Below are 16,117 nucleotides of genomic sequence, written 5' to 3' on the forward strand. Positions count from 1 at the left end.
GTTAGAATCCGCCCCCAAACCGTCTTCCGGGCCTGTAGTCGCCGGAGCAACCCCGGTTTATCTAGAGTACTTTTAAGCAACCGCTTCACAGAAAGTACACCGATACAGAGACAGCCGCCCCGTGCAGTGGGCTGCGGACAAAACAGATAGCCGTATGTTCAATACCCTGATCAGCCGTATCAAGCGCTGGCATGACAAATCCAAGTCCGCCGAGAGCGATTCCACAGTGGAATCCAGCCGGCCAGGCTCCAAACACAGCCCCCGTCCCGGGCGCAAGAAATCCAAACGATCTAAAAACACCCGCACCGTGATTGCCCGCGGCGATCACTGCCTGTCCCGGCGCGACGTGAGCCGCGCGGCACTGACCGTAATGAAGCGTCTGCAGGAAGCCGGCTTTGAGGCTTATATCGTGGGTGGCGGTGTGCGCGACCTGCTGCTGGGCGGCCACCCCAAGGACTTTGACGTTGCCACTGATGCCACCCCGGAACAGGCCAAACAGCTGTTTCGTGGCGCGCGCATTGTTGGGCGCCGCTTCCGTATCCTGCACGCCCGTATCGGCCGTGAAGTAATCGAGGTGACCACCTTCCGCGGCCATCACAGCGACGGTGAAGCCCACGAGGCGCAACAGTCGGAACACGGCATGCTGCTGCGGGACAATGTCTACGGCGACCTGGAAAGCGATGCGGTACGCCGGGATTTCACCGTAAACGCGCTCTACTACACCACCAACGGCTTCGAGATTCACGACTACACCGGTGGTATCCAGGATATCGAACAGCGCCTGATCCGTATGATCGGCGACCCGGCGACACGCTATAAAGAGGACCCGGTGCGCATGCTGCGCGCGGTGCGCTTTGCCGCCAAGCTGGATTTCGACATTGAGCCCGGCACCGCTGCGCCACTGCGCGAGCTGGCACCGCTCCTGCGCAATATTGCCCCGGCCCGCCTGTTCGACGAAGTCCTCAAGTTGTTGATGAGCGGCAATGGCGAGCGCACCTTTGAATTGCTGCGCGAATACGAGCTGTGGTCGCACCTGTTCCCCGACAATGCGCGCATGCTCGAGTCCCCCGAAGCCCTGGCACTCACCCGTCAGGCGCTGCGCAATACCGATACCCGCATCCGTTCCGACCAACGTGTGACGCCCGCGTTCCTGTACGCGGCGCTGTTGTGGCCGGCGGTCAACAGCGAGCAGAAATTCCTGAGTGACAAAGGCATTCCTCCGGTGCCCGCGCTGGCGCAAGCCGCGCAAAAAATTACCAGCGCGCAGCTAGTGCACACGGCAATTCCCAAGCGTTTCTCCATGCCCATGCGGGAAATCTGGGACATGCAGTCCCGCCTGCCGCGCCGCGGCGGCGAGCGCGCTTTCCGCCTGATGGAGCACCCGCGCTTTCGCGCAGCCTACGATTTCCTGTTGCTGCGGGAAGACAGTGGCGAGATTCCTACCGGGCTGGGCCAGTGGTGGACTGAGTTCCAGCAGCAGGACGAAGAACAACGCCTGCAAATGGTCCGGGATGTACCGAGAAATGGGCCGCGCGGCAGTAAAAGCCGTGGCCGTCGCAACCGCGGCGGTCGCCGGAACCGCACCAACAAGGGCGGCGATCGCCCGTCAAATTGAGCGGACTTCACAAGTGACTCGCTGTTATATTGGCCTAGGCAGCAATCTTGCGGACCCCGTCGGGCAACTGCGCAGCGCGCTGGATGCCATGGCGCAAATTGCACGCACGCGGCTCGCCGAGTGCTCTCCGTTTTACACCAGTGCGCCGGTAGGCCCCGGAGAGCAGCCCGATTATGTGAACGCCGTTGCGGAGCTGGAGACCGACCTCGGCGCGGAAGCGCTACTGGATGCACTGCAAGCCATTGAGAATGCGCACGGTCGTGAACGCACCGTGCGCTGGGGTGCGCGAACCCTGGACCTGGACGTGTTGCTGTTTGGCAACCAGACACTGGCGACAGAGCGCCTTGAAGTGCCGCACCCGCGCATTCCGGAACGAAATTTTGTGCTGGTGCCACTGGCCGATCTGGCCCCGGACCTTGTGATGCCGGATGGCACACCTCTGCGTGACCTGCTCGAGCAGTGCCCAGCCAACCGGTTACATCGACTGTAACCAGGGAACCCAAAGGAGTAACTTCGGTGAGTAATTTTTCCGCGTCCGACGCCCCCTCTTCCGACGATTACCGTACCGAAAACCTGTCTCACGAGTTCGACTTGAATGGTCGGGACTTGCCGCGCTTCATTGCGGTAGAGGGCAATATCGGGGTGGGTAAAACCACCCTGGCGAAGCGACTGGCGGCAACCTTTAACTACGACACGCTGCTGGAGCTGCCGGAAGACAACCCCTTCCTCGCGCGCTTCTACCACGACCCCAAAAGTGCGGCGCTGCCCACCCAGTTACACTTCCTGCTGCAACGTTCGCAGCAAATCCAGGCCCTGCGCCAGGACGACATGTTCAAGCCGGTGCGGGTGGCGGATTTCCTGATCGAGAAAGACCAGCTGTTTGCCGAGGTCACCCTCGACAGCGATGAACTGCAGCTCTACCGCCAGGTCTACCAACACCTCACCCTCGAAGCCCCGAAGCCGGACCTGGTGATCTACCTGCAGGCGCCACTGAACGTGCTTCAGGAACGTATTCACAAGCGCGGTATTAGCGCAGAGCGCAGCATCAGCAATGAATACCTGAGCACGCTCAACGAGGCGTACACCAAGTTCTTCCACTACTACGATCAGGCGCCGCTGCTCATCGTCAACTGCGCAGAAATCGATATCGTCGATCAGCAGGCAGACTATCAACAGCTGGTGGAGTACCTGCTGAACGTAAAGAGCGGCCGGCATTACTACAATCCAGGGAAGTAACCGGTCCAAGCCACCGCACGGTGTGCAGGCGACGCCTGCCATATTATTAGAGAAGTCCGGGCCCAGGCGCCCGCAAAGCGAGATCACAACATGCCCTACGGAACCCAGGAGCTGAGCAAGCCCGTGACGGTGCAGACGCTGCGCAAGATGAAGGCCGACGGCGAAAAATTTATCTGCGTGGCCCTCTACGATGCCCCCATGGCGGCGATGGCGCAGAAGACCGGCGTCGAAACCCTGCTGATTGGCGATTCACTGGGCATGACCGTGTTGGGATACGACAGCACTATCCCGGTGACGATGGAGCAGATGATCTATCACGTGGAAGCCGTGGCGCGGGGTAACAAAAAGTCCCTGATCATGGGCGACCTGCCCTTTATGACCTACGCTACCCCGGAGCAGGCACTCACCAATGCCACCCGTATCATGCAGGCCGGTGCCCACATGGTGAAGATTGAGGGCGGCGCGTGGCTCGCACCCACGGTCAAGATGCTCACCGAGCGCGGCATCCCGGTGTGTGCACACCTCGGGCTTACCCCGCAGTCTGTCCATAAGCTGGGCGGCTTCCGAGTGCAGGGCCGCGATGACGAGCGCGCAGGTGAGATTCTCGATGACGCCGTACAACTGGATGAGGCCGGCGCAGACCTACTTGTGCTCGAGTGCGTGCCCACCGAGCTCGGCAAACGCATTACCGAAACCGTCACCATGCCCACCATTGGCATCGGTGCGGGCCCACATACCGATGCGCAGGTACTGGTGATCAATGACATTCTTGGCCTTACGGAAAAGCCACCGAAGTTCTCCAAGAACTTCTTAGTAGAAGCCGGTGATATTCCCGGTGCCCTGCGCAAGTATGCAGAAGATGTGAAGAACGGTATTTTCCCGGACGCCGAACACAGCTTCAGTTAAGGCGCACACACTGGCGAGCGGACAACACCACGAGAAATCACAGGACAAGCAGTATGGATTTCGCAACCACTTTGACGACGGCGCGCCGCGGTGCGCCAGCACAGATTCCGGCAGGCTGGAGCCAGGGGCGTGCGGCCTTTGGCGGCATGGTGGCCGCCGTTTTGTACCAGCCACTGGAATCGGCGCTGGAACAGGCCTGTGGCGACAGCGCACCGCAGGCGCACCTGCGCTCATTAACCTTTTCTTTCGTGGCACCCGCGGCCGCCGGCACCCTGGACACATCGGTGCGCGTGCTGCGCGCCGGACGCTCCGCGGTACAGGTCGAAGCCCATGCGTCGCAGGACGAGCAGGTGACCACCGCGGTCCTGGCGAGCTTTGGCAAGCCGCGCGAGTCGGCGGTTTCGGTCGGCACCGGCGCTGCCCCTGAATTCCCCGCGCCAGAGTCCTGTGAAGCGCTGCCCTATATCGAAGGGCTGGTCCCGGAATTTTCCCAGCACTTCGACTACCGGCTGGGTGAAGGCGCCTTGCCATTTACTGGCAGCGAAGAGGGCCGCATCGGAGGCTGGATTCGATTCAAAAGCGACAACAGTGCCCCCATCAGCACCGGCCACCTGCTGGCACTGATCGACGCCTGGCCACCGGCAGTGCTTTCACTAGTCACCACCTTGTCCCCGGCCAGTACTCTGACCTGGACCGTGGAACTGATGCCCGCGGCCCACGATCTAGTGGCCGACAGCAGTGACTGGTGGCAGTACCTGGCGGAAGTGGAGCAGGCCGAAGACGGCTATGCGGTAATCGGTGCGCGCCTGTGGGATGCGCGCGGCCGCCTGATCGCGCTGTCGCGGCAGACGGTAACCATCTTCGGTTAATAACCCTTCGGCTACTATTCCCTCGGCTGATGACCGAGCTGCTCTAGCCGGCGTTGGTCACAGCCATTTTTTCCAGCGGAAGGCAACCAGCTGCAGTAACACCGTGATCAGCAACAAACTGCTGAAAATGATAAACGCCTGGGGGTTTTCCGAGCCCGGAATACCGCCGACGTTGACGCCGAGTAATCCGGTAAAAAAGCCCAAGGGTAAAAATACCGCAGCAATAATCGACAGCAAATACATGCGGTTGTTGAGCTGCTCGGAAATACGGCTGGCCAACTCTTCCTGAGTCACCGCAGCGCGATCACGGACCTCATCAATATCTTCAATATGCCGCAGCAGGCGGTCGCTGACCTCGCGTAACTGCATTCGATCACGCTCACTGATCCACGGCCGCCGCTCCGCCATCAGGTGCGTCAGTGCATCCCGTTGCGGGGTGAGATAGCGACGCAGGGTAATGGTTTGTTTGCGTAAAACCGCGAGGTCGGACCGGAGGTTGGCACTGTCACCGGCGACAACCCGGTCTTCCAGGGCATCCATGGCATCCTCAAAGCTGTCCACCGTATGCCCCATGTGCCACACCAACAATCCCGCCAGTTCGAACAAGATCCCGACACTGGTCCCCGGGCCGCGCCCGCGCTCCAGCTGCTCCCGCAGATCCCGGATCGCGAGCAGCTGTCGCTTGCGGGTGGTGATAATCCGCGTCTCCTCCACCCACAGGCGCAGAGACACCATGTCTTCCTGCTCTGATGCGGGGTCAAGATTCACCCCGCGCAGGGCAATCAGCAGCCCATCCCCAACAGCGGTCGTCCGCGGCCGCGTTTCTTCTGTCAGCAGGGCCTCAGCCACCAGCGGATCGAGCTGGGCGCCCCCGGATATCCACGACCGTGTATGCGCATCAGAATAATCCAAATGCACCCACAGACAGCCCTGAGCGGGCTCCCAGGCCTCGATTTCAGCCCAGGTTAAATTGCGAGCACCACCTTCGCCGTCCAGCAGGTACCCGTGAATCAATCCGTTGTTCATCAGCGCCTCGTGGTCTAGCGGGAAAGAGCCAATCGGGCCCCGGCGGTCTCACCCGCCGCAAGCTGCCAGCTATCGGCAAAGGCATTGCCGTGCTCTACGCACACAAACCCTGCGTAATAGGAGCCGACATCGGCCATTGTGGATGCGAGCTCCGCGCCCGGGTTCCAGGTAATAACGGTGTGGCAGTTTTCACTGCGCGTATGGATAGGGTGCGGGGTCAGGATGGTCTGTGCGGCGGGCGCCTGCTCAAATACCCGATCGACTTCGCCGGAAAAATGCAGATTCCCCTCGAGGCGATCGCGGGAGAAGCCGGTTGTCTTGTCCAGGTAATCAACACCAGACAGCCCCTGCACCTGTACCGCATTGACGCTATCCACAGCAAAATAGCTGTGCAGTGCCCAACTGTATTCCGCGGCAACGTCGGCGGTATTGGTCAACTCAAGGTCAAACGCCAACTCCGCACCGAGCCCAATGGTGAGCGAACACTGAAAACTTGGTGCAAACACTTCGTCGCCGGGATGGGAAAATGACAGCCGCAGTGACACGCGGCCATCCGCGTGTTGCTCACTGCTCTCCAGCGTCCAGTCTTGGCCACGCACCAGCCCATGCTTGGGTTTGGTGGGGTCCGCGCGATTTTCGCCAAACCATGGCAAACACACCGGTACACCGCCGCGCACGGCCCTGCCGGGCACAAACTGTGCCGCCGGGCTCACCCATAACAGCGGCGCGCGATCGCGGGCGGTAAATTCAAGAACCTGGGCGCCTTGCACGGCAATCACCGCCCGACATAACGCGGTTTCCACCAGCAACAAATCGAGGCCGGGCTTGCCATAAACCGCACCGCTGTCGGTATAACTCAGGTAGTTGGTTGCAACCACAGGGAAACTCCATCTTCAGTTTGTTGCTGACAAATTGTTGCGGGACACGCGCAAGCAGGCGCGCGCAATCTTGACCAGGGTCTTAGTCTATCGCCTCCGCGGGAGATTTGGCCATTGGCACGCCATCCCGCGGTGCCGTAGCGAGGTCACCTGAATTGATCTGCAACCAGTCAAATCCCTCCTGCTGACAGGCAAAGATACAGTTGGCGGCCTTGGCAGCGGCCTCAGACAGGGCCGCGCGCGCGAGTTCGAGACTGTTGTTCTTTTCGCTGATGTGCGCCACGACCAGATGCTGCAGGTGATCGCTGCCCACCCGCTGCAGGAAGCCCGCCGCCTGTTGATTGCTCAGGTGGCCGTAGGCACCGCCCACACGGCGCTTCAGCGACGGGGGGTAAGGCCCCTGCGCCAGCATTTGTGGGTCGTGGTTGGCTTCCAGCACCAGTGCATCGCAATCGCCAAAGTGGGACTCTACGTGAGGCGTGATGGTACCCAGGTCGGTAAGCAGGCCGAGGCTGCTGCCACGGCTGCGAAATACAAATTGCGCGGCTTCGCGGGCATCGTGAGGGACCGCAACGGGGGTAACTTCGATGTCCCCGATCACAAATGGCTGGTGCCCTTCGATCAGGCGTACCTCTGGCAAGGTGCCGATATCCCGTGCCCGCAGGGTACCTGGTGTCAGGTAAACCGGCAGGCGGTACTTGCGGGCCAGTGGGCCAACGCCACCCATATGGTCGCTGTGTTCGTGGGTTACGAGAATTGCGGAGAGGTCCGCGGGAGAGGCGCCGAGCCGCGCCATGCGCCGCTCGGTTTCCTTGATGGTGAAACCACAGTCCACCAACAGGCAGTGATCACCACAGGCGACCAGAGTGCCGTTACCCTTACTACCACTACCCAGGGAGGCAAATCGGATCGCCATGTCGTTTCCGTCAGATCAGGTTCTGGCGGATCGCCATCAGCAGCTCGGAAGCCCTGACGCGGGACAGCGGCTGGCCACGGGTAGAGCGCACACGCACTTGCACGGATTCACCCACCTGGCGCAACACCACCAGGTATCCGGGGATATCACTTGCTGGTGCAGCACCAACCCCGGGGATGCCGGCAAACAATTGCGCGCTGGGGTCAACATTCGCCAGCACCTGCTCCAGACTATAGCCTTCGGCAGCCTGCGCGATCTTGTCTTCCCCTCTGCCGGAGCGCCAGCTGGAGAACCAGCCTTCGTCGTCATCGGAAAGCTCGCGGTCCGGATCGAAGGTCACATAGTAAACGCCCTGATCCGCATCTTCTTTGTGCAGGCGATAAGCGCCGGTATTCAACGCGTGGGCAACGGTGGCACGCGCACGATTCATCGCCAGATCCAGCGCCACAAACGGCTCCTGACCGGCCGGCTCCATCACCTGTACCTTAACCTTGCCACCGCCAACGGCCTGCGCCACCAGGGAAGCCGAAGTGCCGGCAGCATCGGTGGCCAGTGCGGTGGACATCTCGTCGATCATCCAGCCTTCGCGCTCCACGCTGCTGGACTGCGCCGGCCAGGTAACGGCTTCGCTGGCTGGGGCGGACATGGGCGCAGACAGGTGGCGCACATGAATTTCAGTGGTATCCGGCTGTACGCCGGACTCTACCTGCAGACGGTATTTGTCTTTGGTGTCCGGGTTGTCGCCAAAGGTCAGCCAGGTGGTTTCCATGGTGCCGGAACCCGCGTCCGACATCGCCAGCTGCAGGCCTGTGGTGCGCAGGAAGTAATGCAGTTGCGGCCATACCTCGTCTGGCGGCTGATTCACCAGCACCCAGCGACGACTACCTAGCTTCTGGATTTTCACCCGGTCGAGGCCCACATTGACATTCAGGGCCTGCGGCCGCGGCACAACGAACTCTCCGCGCTCCACATCACCGGCGATGGTCGGCACCTCGTAAAGCTCTTCCTGGGGCTTCTCGGTGATGCCCGCAGGCATACGCAGGGGGGGCAGGCTATTGGCCATCTGGTAGTCGTCTCCGCGATCGCGGAAATACCCGTCATTGCCGAAAATACCACAGCCACTGAGAGAGGAAACCACAGCGCACAACAGCGCTCCGGCGGTCAATTTTGTCATTATTCGTACCTTGTCGAATCAGTCGCGATCGCGTTTTATTCAGTTACGCTGGCCTTGCATAAATCCGATGCCTCGGGTCTCAGCCAACCGTGTTTTCGCTGTCAGAGCACGCCGGCACTGCGCAGGGCATCGCGCACCACAGCGTGATATTCGGAAGACAGCTCGGTCATGGGCAGGCGGATTCCGCTGTCGATGCGGCCCATTTCTTTCAGCGCCCACTTGACCGGTATGGGGTTGGACTCCACAAACAGCGTTTTGTGCAATTGTTCGATACGCTGATTGATGGCGCGGGCAGTATCGGTGTCGCCCACCAGGGCTGCCTCGCACATTTGCGCGACAGCGGCGGGGGCAACATTGGCAGTAACACTGATGTTGCCGTGGCCACCCATCAGGATCAATTCCACAGCCGTGGCATCGTCACCAGAGTAGACGGCAAAGTCTTCCGGCACCAGATCGATCACTGCACGCGCCCGCTCCAGGTCACCCGTCGCCTCTTTGATCCCGACGATATTGGACACCGAACTCAACCGTGCCACGGTTTCCGGCAACATATCCACCGCGGTGCGACCGGGCACATTGTAGAGAATCTGGGGGATATTGACGGCCTTGGCCACCGCCTTGAAGTGCTGGTACAGGCCTTCCTGGGTGGGCTTGTTGTAGTAAGGGGTTACCAGCAGGCAGGCATCGGCACCGCATTTTGCTGCGGTGGCGGTCAGCTCAATCGCTTCTGTGGTGGAGTTGGCGCCGGTGCCGGCGATGACCGGGATGCGCCCGGCTACCTGGTCTACCACCCGGCGAATGACTTCCAGGTGCTCGTGTACGTCGAGGGTTGCAGACTCACCCGTGGTTCCTACGGCCACCAGGGCGCGGGTGCCCTGCTCAATGTGCCATTCCACCAAGTCGTGCAGTTTGTCCCAGTCCAGGCTGCCGTCTGCGTACATGGGTGTGGCGAGTGCCACCATACTGCCGGAAATCATTGCAACTCCTTCTCTAACCGGCCGTGGACCGGTTACTACCACCAAAAATAGAATGCGGTATGTTACTTAGCGTGTAGGTTCGATGCCAGCGTAAAAAACTCATCCTGCGGAAGAGAAGCCGACACCGCCAAAACTGGTTATTTTTTGCGCTTTTTGCGACGTTTTTTGCGAGGCGGGTAGAAGCTTTCCTCCCCCTCCGGACGGGTTTTGAAGCGACGGTGCACCCACATGTACTGGGAGGGGTTTTCGCGCATACGCGCCTCCACGAACCGGTTCACCAGCACCGCATCCTGGTATTCATCACCAGAGGGAATCTCATCAATCGCTGGGAACACCTTGACGTGGTAGATCCCTTTATCTTCCAGACGGGTAACGGTGTAGGGAACGACCTTGGCGCGGCCCACCCGGGCAAACCGGGAAGTGCCGGTTACGGTTGCCGCCGGGATGCCGAACAGCGGCGCAAACACCCCCTGCTTGATGCCATAGTCCTGATCCGGTGCGTACCAGACTGCGCGACCACGCTGCAGCGCCCGCAACATACCGCGTACATCCTTGCGCTGCAGGACATTGGACTCTTTGTTGTGGCGCTCACGACCTTTGCGCTGCATGTAGTCGTATACCGGGTTCTTGTGCGGCCGGTACATGCCATCCACCGAGTGGCTCATGCTCATAAAGGCCGCACCCATCTCCAGGGTGGTGAAGTGCATGGCCATCAATACGACGCCCTGCCCCCGATCCTGCGGTTCCTGCAGGTGCTCCAGCCCCTCAATCGTGAAGCGACGGCGCAGCCAACGCGGTGAACGGAACCAGGCCATGCCGGCTTCCATCAGCGCGATACCGTTGGAGGCAAAATTGCGCTGCAACAACTGCGCGCGCTCATCAGGGGAGAGTTCGGGGAAACACAGCGCCAGGTTGCGTTCGGCGATCTGGCGGCGGTCATCGGCAAAGCGCAGCATCAGCCCGCCCAGGGCGCGCCCCATGGCGATTTGCCAGCGGTAGGGCAGCTGGGCAACCAGATACCAGATTCCAAAGAGGGTCCAGGTGAACCAGTAACGCGGGTGCAGCAGGGCGGCGCGAAAATGGGGTTTTTCCATAAAACGGGTAATTGCGATCAGGGAATGGAGTCCCGGCCACCGCGGCGGCAGGAGGAATGCGGCGCATTATAGCTCCGCCCCCCGCCAGCGGATATACCCGTTGAACTATCGCTGGTAAGCAGTCACAACCCAGATATCTCAGTGACGCAGCATTACATCCAGCTCGTCAACCACCTCACACCAGTCACTATCTTCGTCCAGCGCGTCACTGAGAAATTTACGCTGACTGTCACTCCAGAAGGTTGCCCGGGTGAGCTTCTCCTCCCCTGCCAAATGGTGACTATCGAGAAATTCCCGGATCGCATCATTGTCAGAACCCAGTCCCAGCTGAGCAAACAGGTCATTGATCGTGTGGTGTCCAGTTTCCATGGCGAATCTCTTGTTTCTCACTGATTGAAATCAGTATAGATAAAACCGCGCCAAGTACCCGGCAACACCATGGCCCGTATATCTGGTCAGGGGGCGGGATTGGCGTTGGCCTGATGAATCTCGCCGATGGCCGCGAGCAATTCCTCACTGAGCGTGAGCTCGGCACTGGCGATATTGCTGCGCAACTGCGCCAGCGTGGTGGCACCAATAATATTGCTGGTAACAAACGGCTGCTGGGTAACAAACGCCAGAGCCATTTGCGCCGGGTCCAGCCCAAACTCCCGCGCCAGTGACACATAGGCCTCGGTGGCCGCGATAGCGCGCCCCCCGGTATAGCGCTGGAAACGGTCGAACAGGGTAAGACGCGCACCTGCGGGTTTGGCACCACCCAGGTATTTGCCACTCAAGGTACCGAAGCCTAGGGGGGAATAGGCCAGCAAGCCACATTGCTCACGGATGGCCATTTCCGCCAGGCCCACCTCAAAGGTGCGGTTGAGCAAACTGTAGGGGTTCTGGATCGAGGCCACCCGGGGTTTGTTGCCATGGGCGGCCAGGCGCAGGTAGCGGTGTACTCCCCAGGGCGTTTCATTGGACAGGCCGATGTGGCGCACCTTTCCCGCGGCAACCAGCTCCTGCAGAGCGGACAGGGTCTCTGCAATATCGACACCATCATCCTCACCGTGCTGGTACCCGAGCTTGCCGAAGAAGTTGGCCTGCCGCTCTGGCCAGTGCACCTGATAAAGGTCGATATAATCCATCTTCAGTCGCGCCAGCGAATCATCACACGCCTTGAGAATTTGGGCGCGGTCCAAACGCGGACCGCCGCGCACATGGCCAACACCCGAGTTCGCCGCGCCGCGGCCGGTCACCTTGCTTGCCAGTACCACCTGATCCCGCTTACCGCGCTGCTGCAGCCAGTTACCAATAAACTCCTCGGTGCGGCCATAAGTTTCCGGGCGCGGTGGCACCGGGTACATCTCTGCGCAGTCGATAAAGTTCACGCCGTGTTCTGTCGCGTAATCCAGCTGAGCAAATGCCTCATCCTGGGAGTTCTGCTCCCCAAACGTCATGGTACCGAGGCAGATCTTGCTGACCTCGAGATCGGTTTTACCGAGTGGGCGATACTCCATTGCGACTCCTGTAAAAAATCGACACTGACGATCGATGAGAAAAATTTGTCACATTATGCCGATAGAGATGCGGAGGGTACACACAGGAGAAACATTTATGCGAGAAACAATACGGCGGCTAGTTGGCGTAGTGCGCTGGACTCAAAACCACAATACCGACCATAGAGGCTAGTGCAAAAAGTACAGTTCCCAGAATCCAGTAAGAGGGTCTATTCGAGCAGATCAGGAGTATCAGCAGCACTGCCAATGCCAGGTCTTCCACATTGTTCGGGCTATAGATCCCCAGATCGAACAGGAAAATATTGATCAGATAGGCGCAGAAAAAATAGATCGCCAGGCAGGTAATGGCCCATTTACCATTAAACCGAAACTGTTCGAACGCGGCGTTATTCGGCTTCTCAATTTGAGAACTCGCGTCCAGTGCGACACGCCCGGGCACAATTAGTCGACTCGCGAAACACAGAATCAGTGTCAAGCCAATTAACAGGCCGAACTCCAGTGCCGTCCAATCTTTCTGCAGTTTGTGCAGCTCGAACGCCCCCCACAGCAATTGAAATTGCCAGGCAATGATTAACAGCACCCACACAGGCACTAACCAGTGCAGCGCGACCAGCTGCCGTTCGCGAAATGCCCGCGCCAGGTCGCCGAGCATCAGGGTGATGGCCAGAGCGACCAGTAGCAGTACGAAGCTGATGACATACTCAAAAATATTCATCGGCACAGAGACCAACTGAAAACCTCTCGGCCAGTATAGCCGCTGTATGTCCCGGGGCTCGGCATGCGAGGCTTTCGAAGAGCGGGCAGCCGCTGTCGGCCATGCACCTTTCTTTAGGACATAAAACTTTAGGACATAAAAAAACGCCATCGTAAAAGATGGCGTTTTTTGCTGCGTCCGCGGAAGTTGGAATTATTTAAAGTCCGCTTCCACCACCGGGCTGGTTTCGGCAGAGTAATCAACACCGCTAACACCGAATCCAAATAGCTTCAGGAAATCGTCGCTATAGCCTTTGTAATCGGTCAGCTGGAACAGGTTTTCCTCGGTCACTTCCGGCCACAGCTTCTCGATTTTCGCCTGGGTTTCCGCACGCAGCTCCTTGTCATCCATGCGGAAACGATTCACGTCATCGAGACGGGGCGAATCGGTGTACAGGCCCTCGGTGTAGAGGCGGTACAACTGCTCGATACAACCTTCGTGGGTACCCTCTTCTTTCATCACCTTGTATACCAGCGAGATATACAGCGGCATGACCGGAATTGCCGAGCTGGACTGAGTAACCAGAGCCTTCAGTACTGCGACATTCGCGCTGGCGCTGCCGCTGTCGCTGATGGCCTTGGCGGCGCGATCCAGGTCTTCCTTCGCCTTGCCAATGGTGGCGTGGCCGTAGATCGGCCAGGTGAGTTTTTCGCCGATATAGGTGTAGGCAACCGTCTTGCAATCGTCCGCCAGAACACCGGCTTCCCCCAGGACCTGCATCCACAGTTCCCAGTCTTCACCGCCCATTACTTTAACGGTCGCGGCAATTTCTTCTTCGTTCGCCGGATCAACACTGATATCGGAGATTTCCAACTTGTCGGTGTTGAGGTTCTTGGCGGTGTAGGACTCACCAATCGGCTTCAGCACCGAGCTGTACAGCTCGCCGGTTTTCGGGTCGGTACGACGCGGGGACGCGAGGCTGTAGATAACCAGGTCGATTTTGCCCAGGTCCTGCTTGATCATGTCGATCGTCTGCGCCTTTATCTCGTCGGAAAAGGCATCGCCATTAATGCTCTTGGCGTACAGGCCAGCTTTGTGTGCTTCCTGTTCGAACGCGGCAGAATTGTAGTAACCGGCAGACGCGGTGCGCTTCTCGGTAGGTGGTTTCTCAAAGAACACCCCCAGGGTATTGGCGCCACAACCGAAGGCTGCGGTAATGCGCGAAGCGAGACCGTAGCCAGTGGATGCACCAACCACGAGGACATTTTTCGGACCGTCTTCGATAGCGGGCTGGGATTTGATGTATTCGATCTGCTCACGCACGTTGGCGGCACAGCCCTGCGGGTGGGCGTTGGTACAGATGAATCCGCGAACTTTCGGCTGGATAATCATGCCGGGCTCTCCGTTGGGTAATTCTTCGAACGTCTGTTCTTGCGTAGCTAGCCGACCGGTCGGCCATAAAGCGGGACATTCTAAAGCGTGTCGCCGGTAACGCCCATAGTGCGAGGTCACGGATCGGGAATTTCATGGCCAATATTTCGGGTATCACGGCCAATTTAGCCAATATCGACCTGCGGCCTGCGCCCCATGCGAGTGCGAGCTGCACACTTTTTGTACACAAATGACCAGGCCGGACGCATCAGTCTCGGGCCGATGTGCTCGATTAACCCCGATAACACCCGCAATCCCAGGCCCACCGTGCATCCCGGGGCACCTCCACGGGGCCAGTGCCTTTGGCACAGTTAATGCAATTACTGTGTGAAGTCGTTGAGTGGGCCGCAATGGAGCGCGGCACGCTCCCCGCCCCGACCCAGTGGTAACCAAAGAGGTAACAGCACATGAAGTACTACTCACGTCATTTCGTAAAACCCGGCGACCTGAACCCTGCACAACGTCTGTTTGGCGGCCAGGCACTGGCGTGGATAGATGAGGAAGCGGCAATTTTCGCCGGGTGCCAGATGGGTACCGCCAATATCGTGACCAAGCTGATGTCAGAAATCGACTTCGTCAGCTCAGCGGTGTGCGGGGATATTGTGGAATTTGGCTTCGAGGTCACCGACGTCGGCCGCACCTCACTCACCGTGCACTGTGAGATGCGCAACAAGCAGACCCGCGAGCTGATCGTGCGCGTCGACCGAATCGTATTTGTGGCACTGGATGCGGATGGCAAACCAACACCGCACAAGAAAGCCCGCCTGAGTATGCCGAACGCAACGACCAGCACCACCGCAACTACCCGCCTCGCCGGCTAACGTTACCTGTACAAATAAAAAAAGCCTGTGGGGGTCTATCCCGCAGGCTTTTTTGTTTTATGCATCAGGATAAATTTGTGCAGCAGTAACTTTATCGAAGTAACAGACTTACCGAAGTAGCAGTAAGGGCTGATTAGTCCCCAGCAACATTTTCGCGGTCACACTACCCAGCAACAGATCGCGCAGCTTACTGTGGCTGAACGCACCCATTACCGTCAGGTCGATATCGTGTTCCTGTTGGTACGCAATCAGCGCATCAACCGTCTTGCCCTGCAGGTTCGCGCTGGTCACACGAATACCGGCGTGCCCCAGTGTCTCGGCACCCTGCGCCAACACCGACTCGGCTCCATCACCCACATACACTAGATGACAGTCGACACCCTTAAACACCGGACTGGTAGCGACCATATCCAGCGCCTTGCGCGCCGCCTCACTGCCGTCATACGCCAGCATGATTGAACGGGGCTCCGAAAACTCCCGGTTCACCACCAGAATCGGCTTGTGCAGCGCCCGCACCACCGTTTCCAGCTGCGCCCCCAGGCCTTTATCCGACTCGCCGTGCTCTTCACCGCGAATACCCAGCACCAGCACTCGGATGTGGTCTTCCATCTCCACCAGGGATTCAACCAAAGACCCGTGGCGCTGACAGGTGATTACCCGCTCGGCACCCGCCTGCTCCGCGCGCTGGCGCGCATCTTCCAGCATCTGCCGGCCCTGCTCCAGCAACAGCTTCGAGCGCTGCTGTTCCAGGGAGGTCAGCTCTTCCAACAGTTCTTCCTGGCTACCCAGGCCAATACTGCCGGACAGGTCGGCAACCGCCGGGGTGGTTACGCGTTCGATATTGTGCAGGAGTTTGACCGGCGCCTTGGCGCGGCTAGATATCCAGGCGGAGTAATCACAGACGGCGCCACTGTAGTGAGAGCCATCAATGCAGGAGAGTACGATGGGGTCTTTGTGCTCGGTCATTTATTATTTTCCCTC

The 16,117-nt window shown here is 59.3% G+C and carries 17 protein-coding genes; 6 read left to right on the top strand and 11 right to left on the bottom strand.

Translation table 11 applies throughout. The features are described from left to right. Nucleotides 1-154 precede the first annotated feature (154 nt). From pcnB to AS89_RS0103580, 5 genes are all read left to right on the top strand, one after another. Entirely contained in the window at nt 155-1,615 is a 1,461-nt protein-coding gene (gene pcnB / locus AS89_RS16815; RefSeq protein ID WP_010130967.1) for a polynucleotide adenylyltransferase PcnB, read from the top strand. Between the two features lie 13 nt (nt 1,616-1,628). Further along, a complete protein-coding gene (gene folK / locus AS89_RS0103565) occupies nt 1,629-2,105 on the top strand; it encodes a 2-amino-4-hydroxy-6-hydroxymethyldihydropteridine diphosphokinase (protein WP_010130968.1) in 477 nt (158 codons plus the stop codon). Between the two features lie 83 nt (nt 2,106-2,188). Continuing rightward, nucleotides 2,189-2,851, top strand: a complete 663-nt coding sequence (locus AS89_RS0103570) for a deoxynucleoside kinase (RefSeq protein WP_029249760.1) — start codon at nt 2,189-2,191, stop codon at nt 2,849-2,851. 90 nt (nt 2,852-2,941) lie between these two features. Continuing rightward, nucleotides 2,942-3,757, top strand: coding sequence for a 3-methyl-2-oxobutanoate hydroxymethyltransferase (gene panB, locus AS89_RS0103575; RefSeq protein WP_010130971.1), 816 nt, complete (start codon nt 2,942-2,944; stop codon nt 3,755-3,757). A 53-nt stretch (nt 3,758-3,810) separates the two neighbouring features. Further along, nucleotides 3,811-4,626 (top strand): acyl-CoA thioesterase, encoded by an 816-nt coding sequence (locus AS89_RS0103580; protein WP_010130972.1) that lies wholly within the window; start codon nt 3,811-3,813, stop codon nt 4,624-4,626. A 57-nt stretch (nt 4,627-4,683) separates the two neighbouring features. Here the strand turns inward: AS89_RS0103580 and AS89_RS0103585 are convergent, their stop codons facing one another. The 10 genes from AS89_RS0103585 to fabV form a co-directional block, all read right to left on the bottom strand. Next, a complete protein-coding gene (locus tag AS89_RS0103585; RefSeq protein WP_010130973.1) occupies nt 4,684-5,652 on the bottom strand; it encodes a zinc transporter ZntB in 969 nt (322 codons plus the stop codon). A 14-nt stretch (nt 5,653-5,666) separates the two neighbouring features. Continuing rightward, nucleotides 5,667-6,530: a D-hexose-6-phosphate mutarotase gene (locus AS89_RS16820; RefSeq protein ID WP_010130974.1), complete on the bottom strand. Its 864-nt coding sequence runs from the start codon at nt 6,528-6,530 to the stop codon at nt 5,667-5,669. An 82-nt stretch (nt 6,531-6,612) separates the two neighbouring features. Next, nucleotides 6,613-7,446: an MBL fold metallo-hydrolase gene (locus tag AS89_RS0103595; protein ID WP_010130975.1), complete on the bottom strand. Its 834-nt coding sequence runs from the start codon at nt 7,444-7,446 to the stop codon at nt 6,613-6,615. Nucleotides 7,447-7,456: 10 nt separating this feature from the next. Beyond that, nucleotides 7,457-8,620, bottom strand: coding sequence for an outer membrane protein assembly factor BamC (gene bamC, locus AS89_RS0103600; protein ID WP_010130976.1), 1,164 nt, complete (start codon nt 8,618-8,620; stop codon nt 7,457-7,459). A 101-nt stretch (nt 8,621-8,721) separates the two neighbouring features. Further along, nucleotides 8,722-9,597: a 4-hydroxy-tetrahydrodipicolinate synthase gene (dapA, locus tag AS89_RS0103605; protein WP_010130977.1), complete on the bottom strand. Its 876-nt coding sequence runs from the start codon at nt 9,595-9,597 to the stop codon at nt 8,722-8,724. 137 nt (nt 9,598-9,734) lie between these two features. After that, a complete protein-coding gene (gene lpxL, locus AS89_RS0103610) occupies nt 9,735-10,691 on the bottom strand; it encodes an LpxL/LpxP family Kdo(2)-lipid IV(A) lauroyl/palmitoleoyl acyltransferase (protein WP_010130978.1) in 957 nt (318 codons plus the stop codon). A gap of 138 nt (nt 10,692-10,829) precedes the next feature. Further along, entirely contained in the window at nt 10,830-11,060 is a 231-nt protein-coding gene (locus AS89_RS0103615; protein ID WP_010130979.1) for a DUF2789 domain-containing protein, read from the bottom strand. Nucleotides 11,061-11,146: 86 nt separating this feature from the next. Then, nucleotides 11,147-12,190: an NADP(H)-dependent aldo-keto reductase gene (locus tag AS89_RS0103620; protein ID WP_010130980.1), complete on the bottom strand. Its 1,044-nt coding sequence runs from the start codon at nt 12,188-12,190 to the stop codon at nt 11,147-11,149. 118 nt (nt 12,191-12,308) lie between these two features. Then, the gene (locus AS89_RS0103625) at nt 12,309-12,905 is read right to left on the bottom strand and encodes a hypothetical protein (protein ID WP_010130982.1); all 597 of its coding nucleotides are present in this window, start codon (nt 12,903-12,905) and stop codon (nt 12,309-12,311) included. Nucleotides 12,906-13,097: 192 nt separating this feature from the next. After that, nucleotides 13,098-14,276 (bottom strand): enoyl-ACP reductase FabV, encoded by a 1,179-nt coding sequence (gene fabV, locus AS89_RS0103630; RefSeq protein ID WP_010130983.1) that lies wholly within the window; start codon nt 14,274-14,276, stop codon nt 13,098-13,100. Between the two features lie 446 nt (nt 14,277-14,722). On the opposite strand from fabV, the gene AS89_RS0103635 reads away from it, so the two are divergent. Then, nucleotides 14,723-15,136 carry an acyl-CoA thioesterase gene (locus AS89_RS0103635; protein ID WP_010130984.1) on the top strand — a complete coding sequence of 138 codons (414 nt, stop codon included), beginning with the start codon at nt 14,723-14,725 and terminating at the stop codon, nt 15,134-15,136. Between the two features lie 108 nt (nt 15,137-15,244). On the opposite strand, the gene AS89_RS0103640 is transcribed toward AS89_RS0103635, so the two are convergent. Further along, nucleotides 15,245-16,102: a universal stress protein gene (locus AS89_RS0103640; RefSeq protein WP_010130985.1), complete on the bottom strand. Its 858-nt coding sequence runs from the start codon at nt 16,100-16,102 to the stop codon at nt 15,245-15,247. Nucleotides 16,103-16,117 lie beyond the last annotated feature (15 nt).

This window comes from Microbulbifer agarilyticus S89 (assembly GCF_000220505.1).
Lineage (GTDB): Bacteria > Pseudomonadota > Gammaproteobacteria > Pseudomonadales > Cellvibrionaceae > Microbulbifer > Microbulbifer agarilyticus_B.

Excerpts from the sequence above, each read along its gene's own strand:
- pcnB (WP_010130967.1), top strand. The coding sequence starts at position 155 with ATGTTCAATACCCTGATCAGCCGTATCAAGCGCTGGCATGACAAATCC.
- panB (WP_010130971.1), top strand. The coding sequence starts at position 2,942 with ATGCCCTACGGAACCCAGGAGCTGAGCAAGCCCGTGACGGTGCAGACG.
- AS89_RS0103580 (WP_010130972.1), top strand. The coding sequence starts at position 3,811 with ATGGATTTCGCAACCACTTTGACGACGGCGCGCCGCGGTGCGCCAGCA.
- AS89_RS0103585 (WP_010130973.1), bottom strand. The coding sequence starts at position 5,652 with ATGAACAACGGATTGATTCACGGGTACCTGCTGGACGGCGAAGGTGGT.
- AS89_RS0103595 (WP_010130975.1), bottom strand. The coding sequence starts at position 7,446 with ATGGCGATCCGATTTGCCTCCCTGGGTAGTGGTAGTAAGGGTAACGGC.
- bamC (WP_010130976.1), bottom strand. The coding sequence starts at position 8,620 with ATGACAAAATTGACCGCCGGAGCGCTGTTGTGCGCTGTGGTTTCCTCT.
- dapA (WP_010130977.1), bottom strand. The coding sequence starts at position 9,597 with ATGATTTCCGGCAGTATGGTGGCACTCGCCACACCCATGTACGCAGAC.
- lpxL (WP_010130978.1), bottom strand. The coding sequence starts at position 10,691 with ATGGAAAAACCCCATTTTCGCGCCGCCCTGCTGCACCCGCGTTACTGG.
- AS89_RS0103615 (WP_010130979.1), bottom strand. The coding sequence starts at position 11,060 with ATGGAAACTGGACACCACACGATCAATGACCTGTTTGCTCAGCTGGGA.
- AS89_RS0103620 (WP_010130980.1), bottom strand. The coding sequence starts at position 12,190 with ATGGAGTATCGCCCACTCGGTAAAACCGATCTCGAGGTCAGCAAGATC.
- AS89_RS0103625 (WP_010130982.1), bottom strand. The coding sequence starts at position 12,905 with ATGAATATTTTTGAGTATGTCATCAGCTTCGTACTGCTACTGGTCGCT.
- fabV (WP_010130983.1), bottom strand. The coding sequence starts at position 14,276 with ATGATTATCCAGCCGAAAGTTCGCGGATTCATCTGTACCAACGCCCAC.
- AS89_RS0103635 (WP_010130984.1), top strand. The coding sequence starts at position 14,723 with ATGAAGTACTACTCACGTCATTTCGTAAAACCCGGCGACCTGAACCCT.
- AS89_RS0103640 (WP_010130985.1), bottom strand. The coding sequence starts at position 16,102 with ATGACCGAGCACAAAGACCCCATCGTACTCTCCTGCATTGATGGCTCT.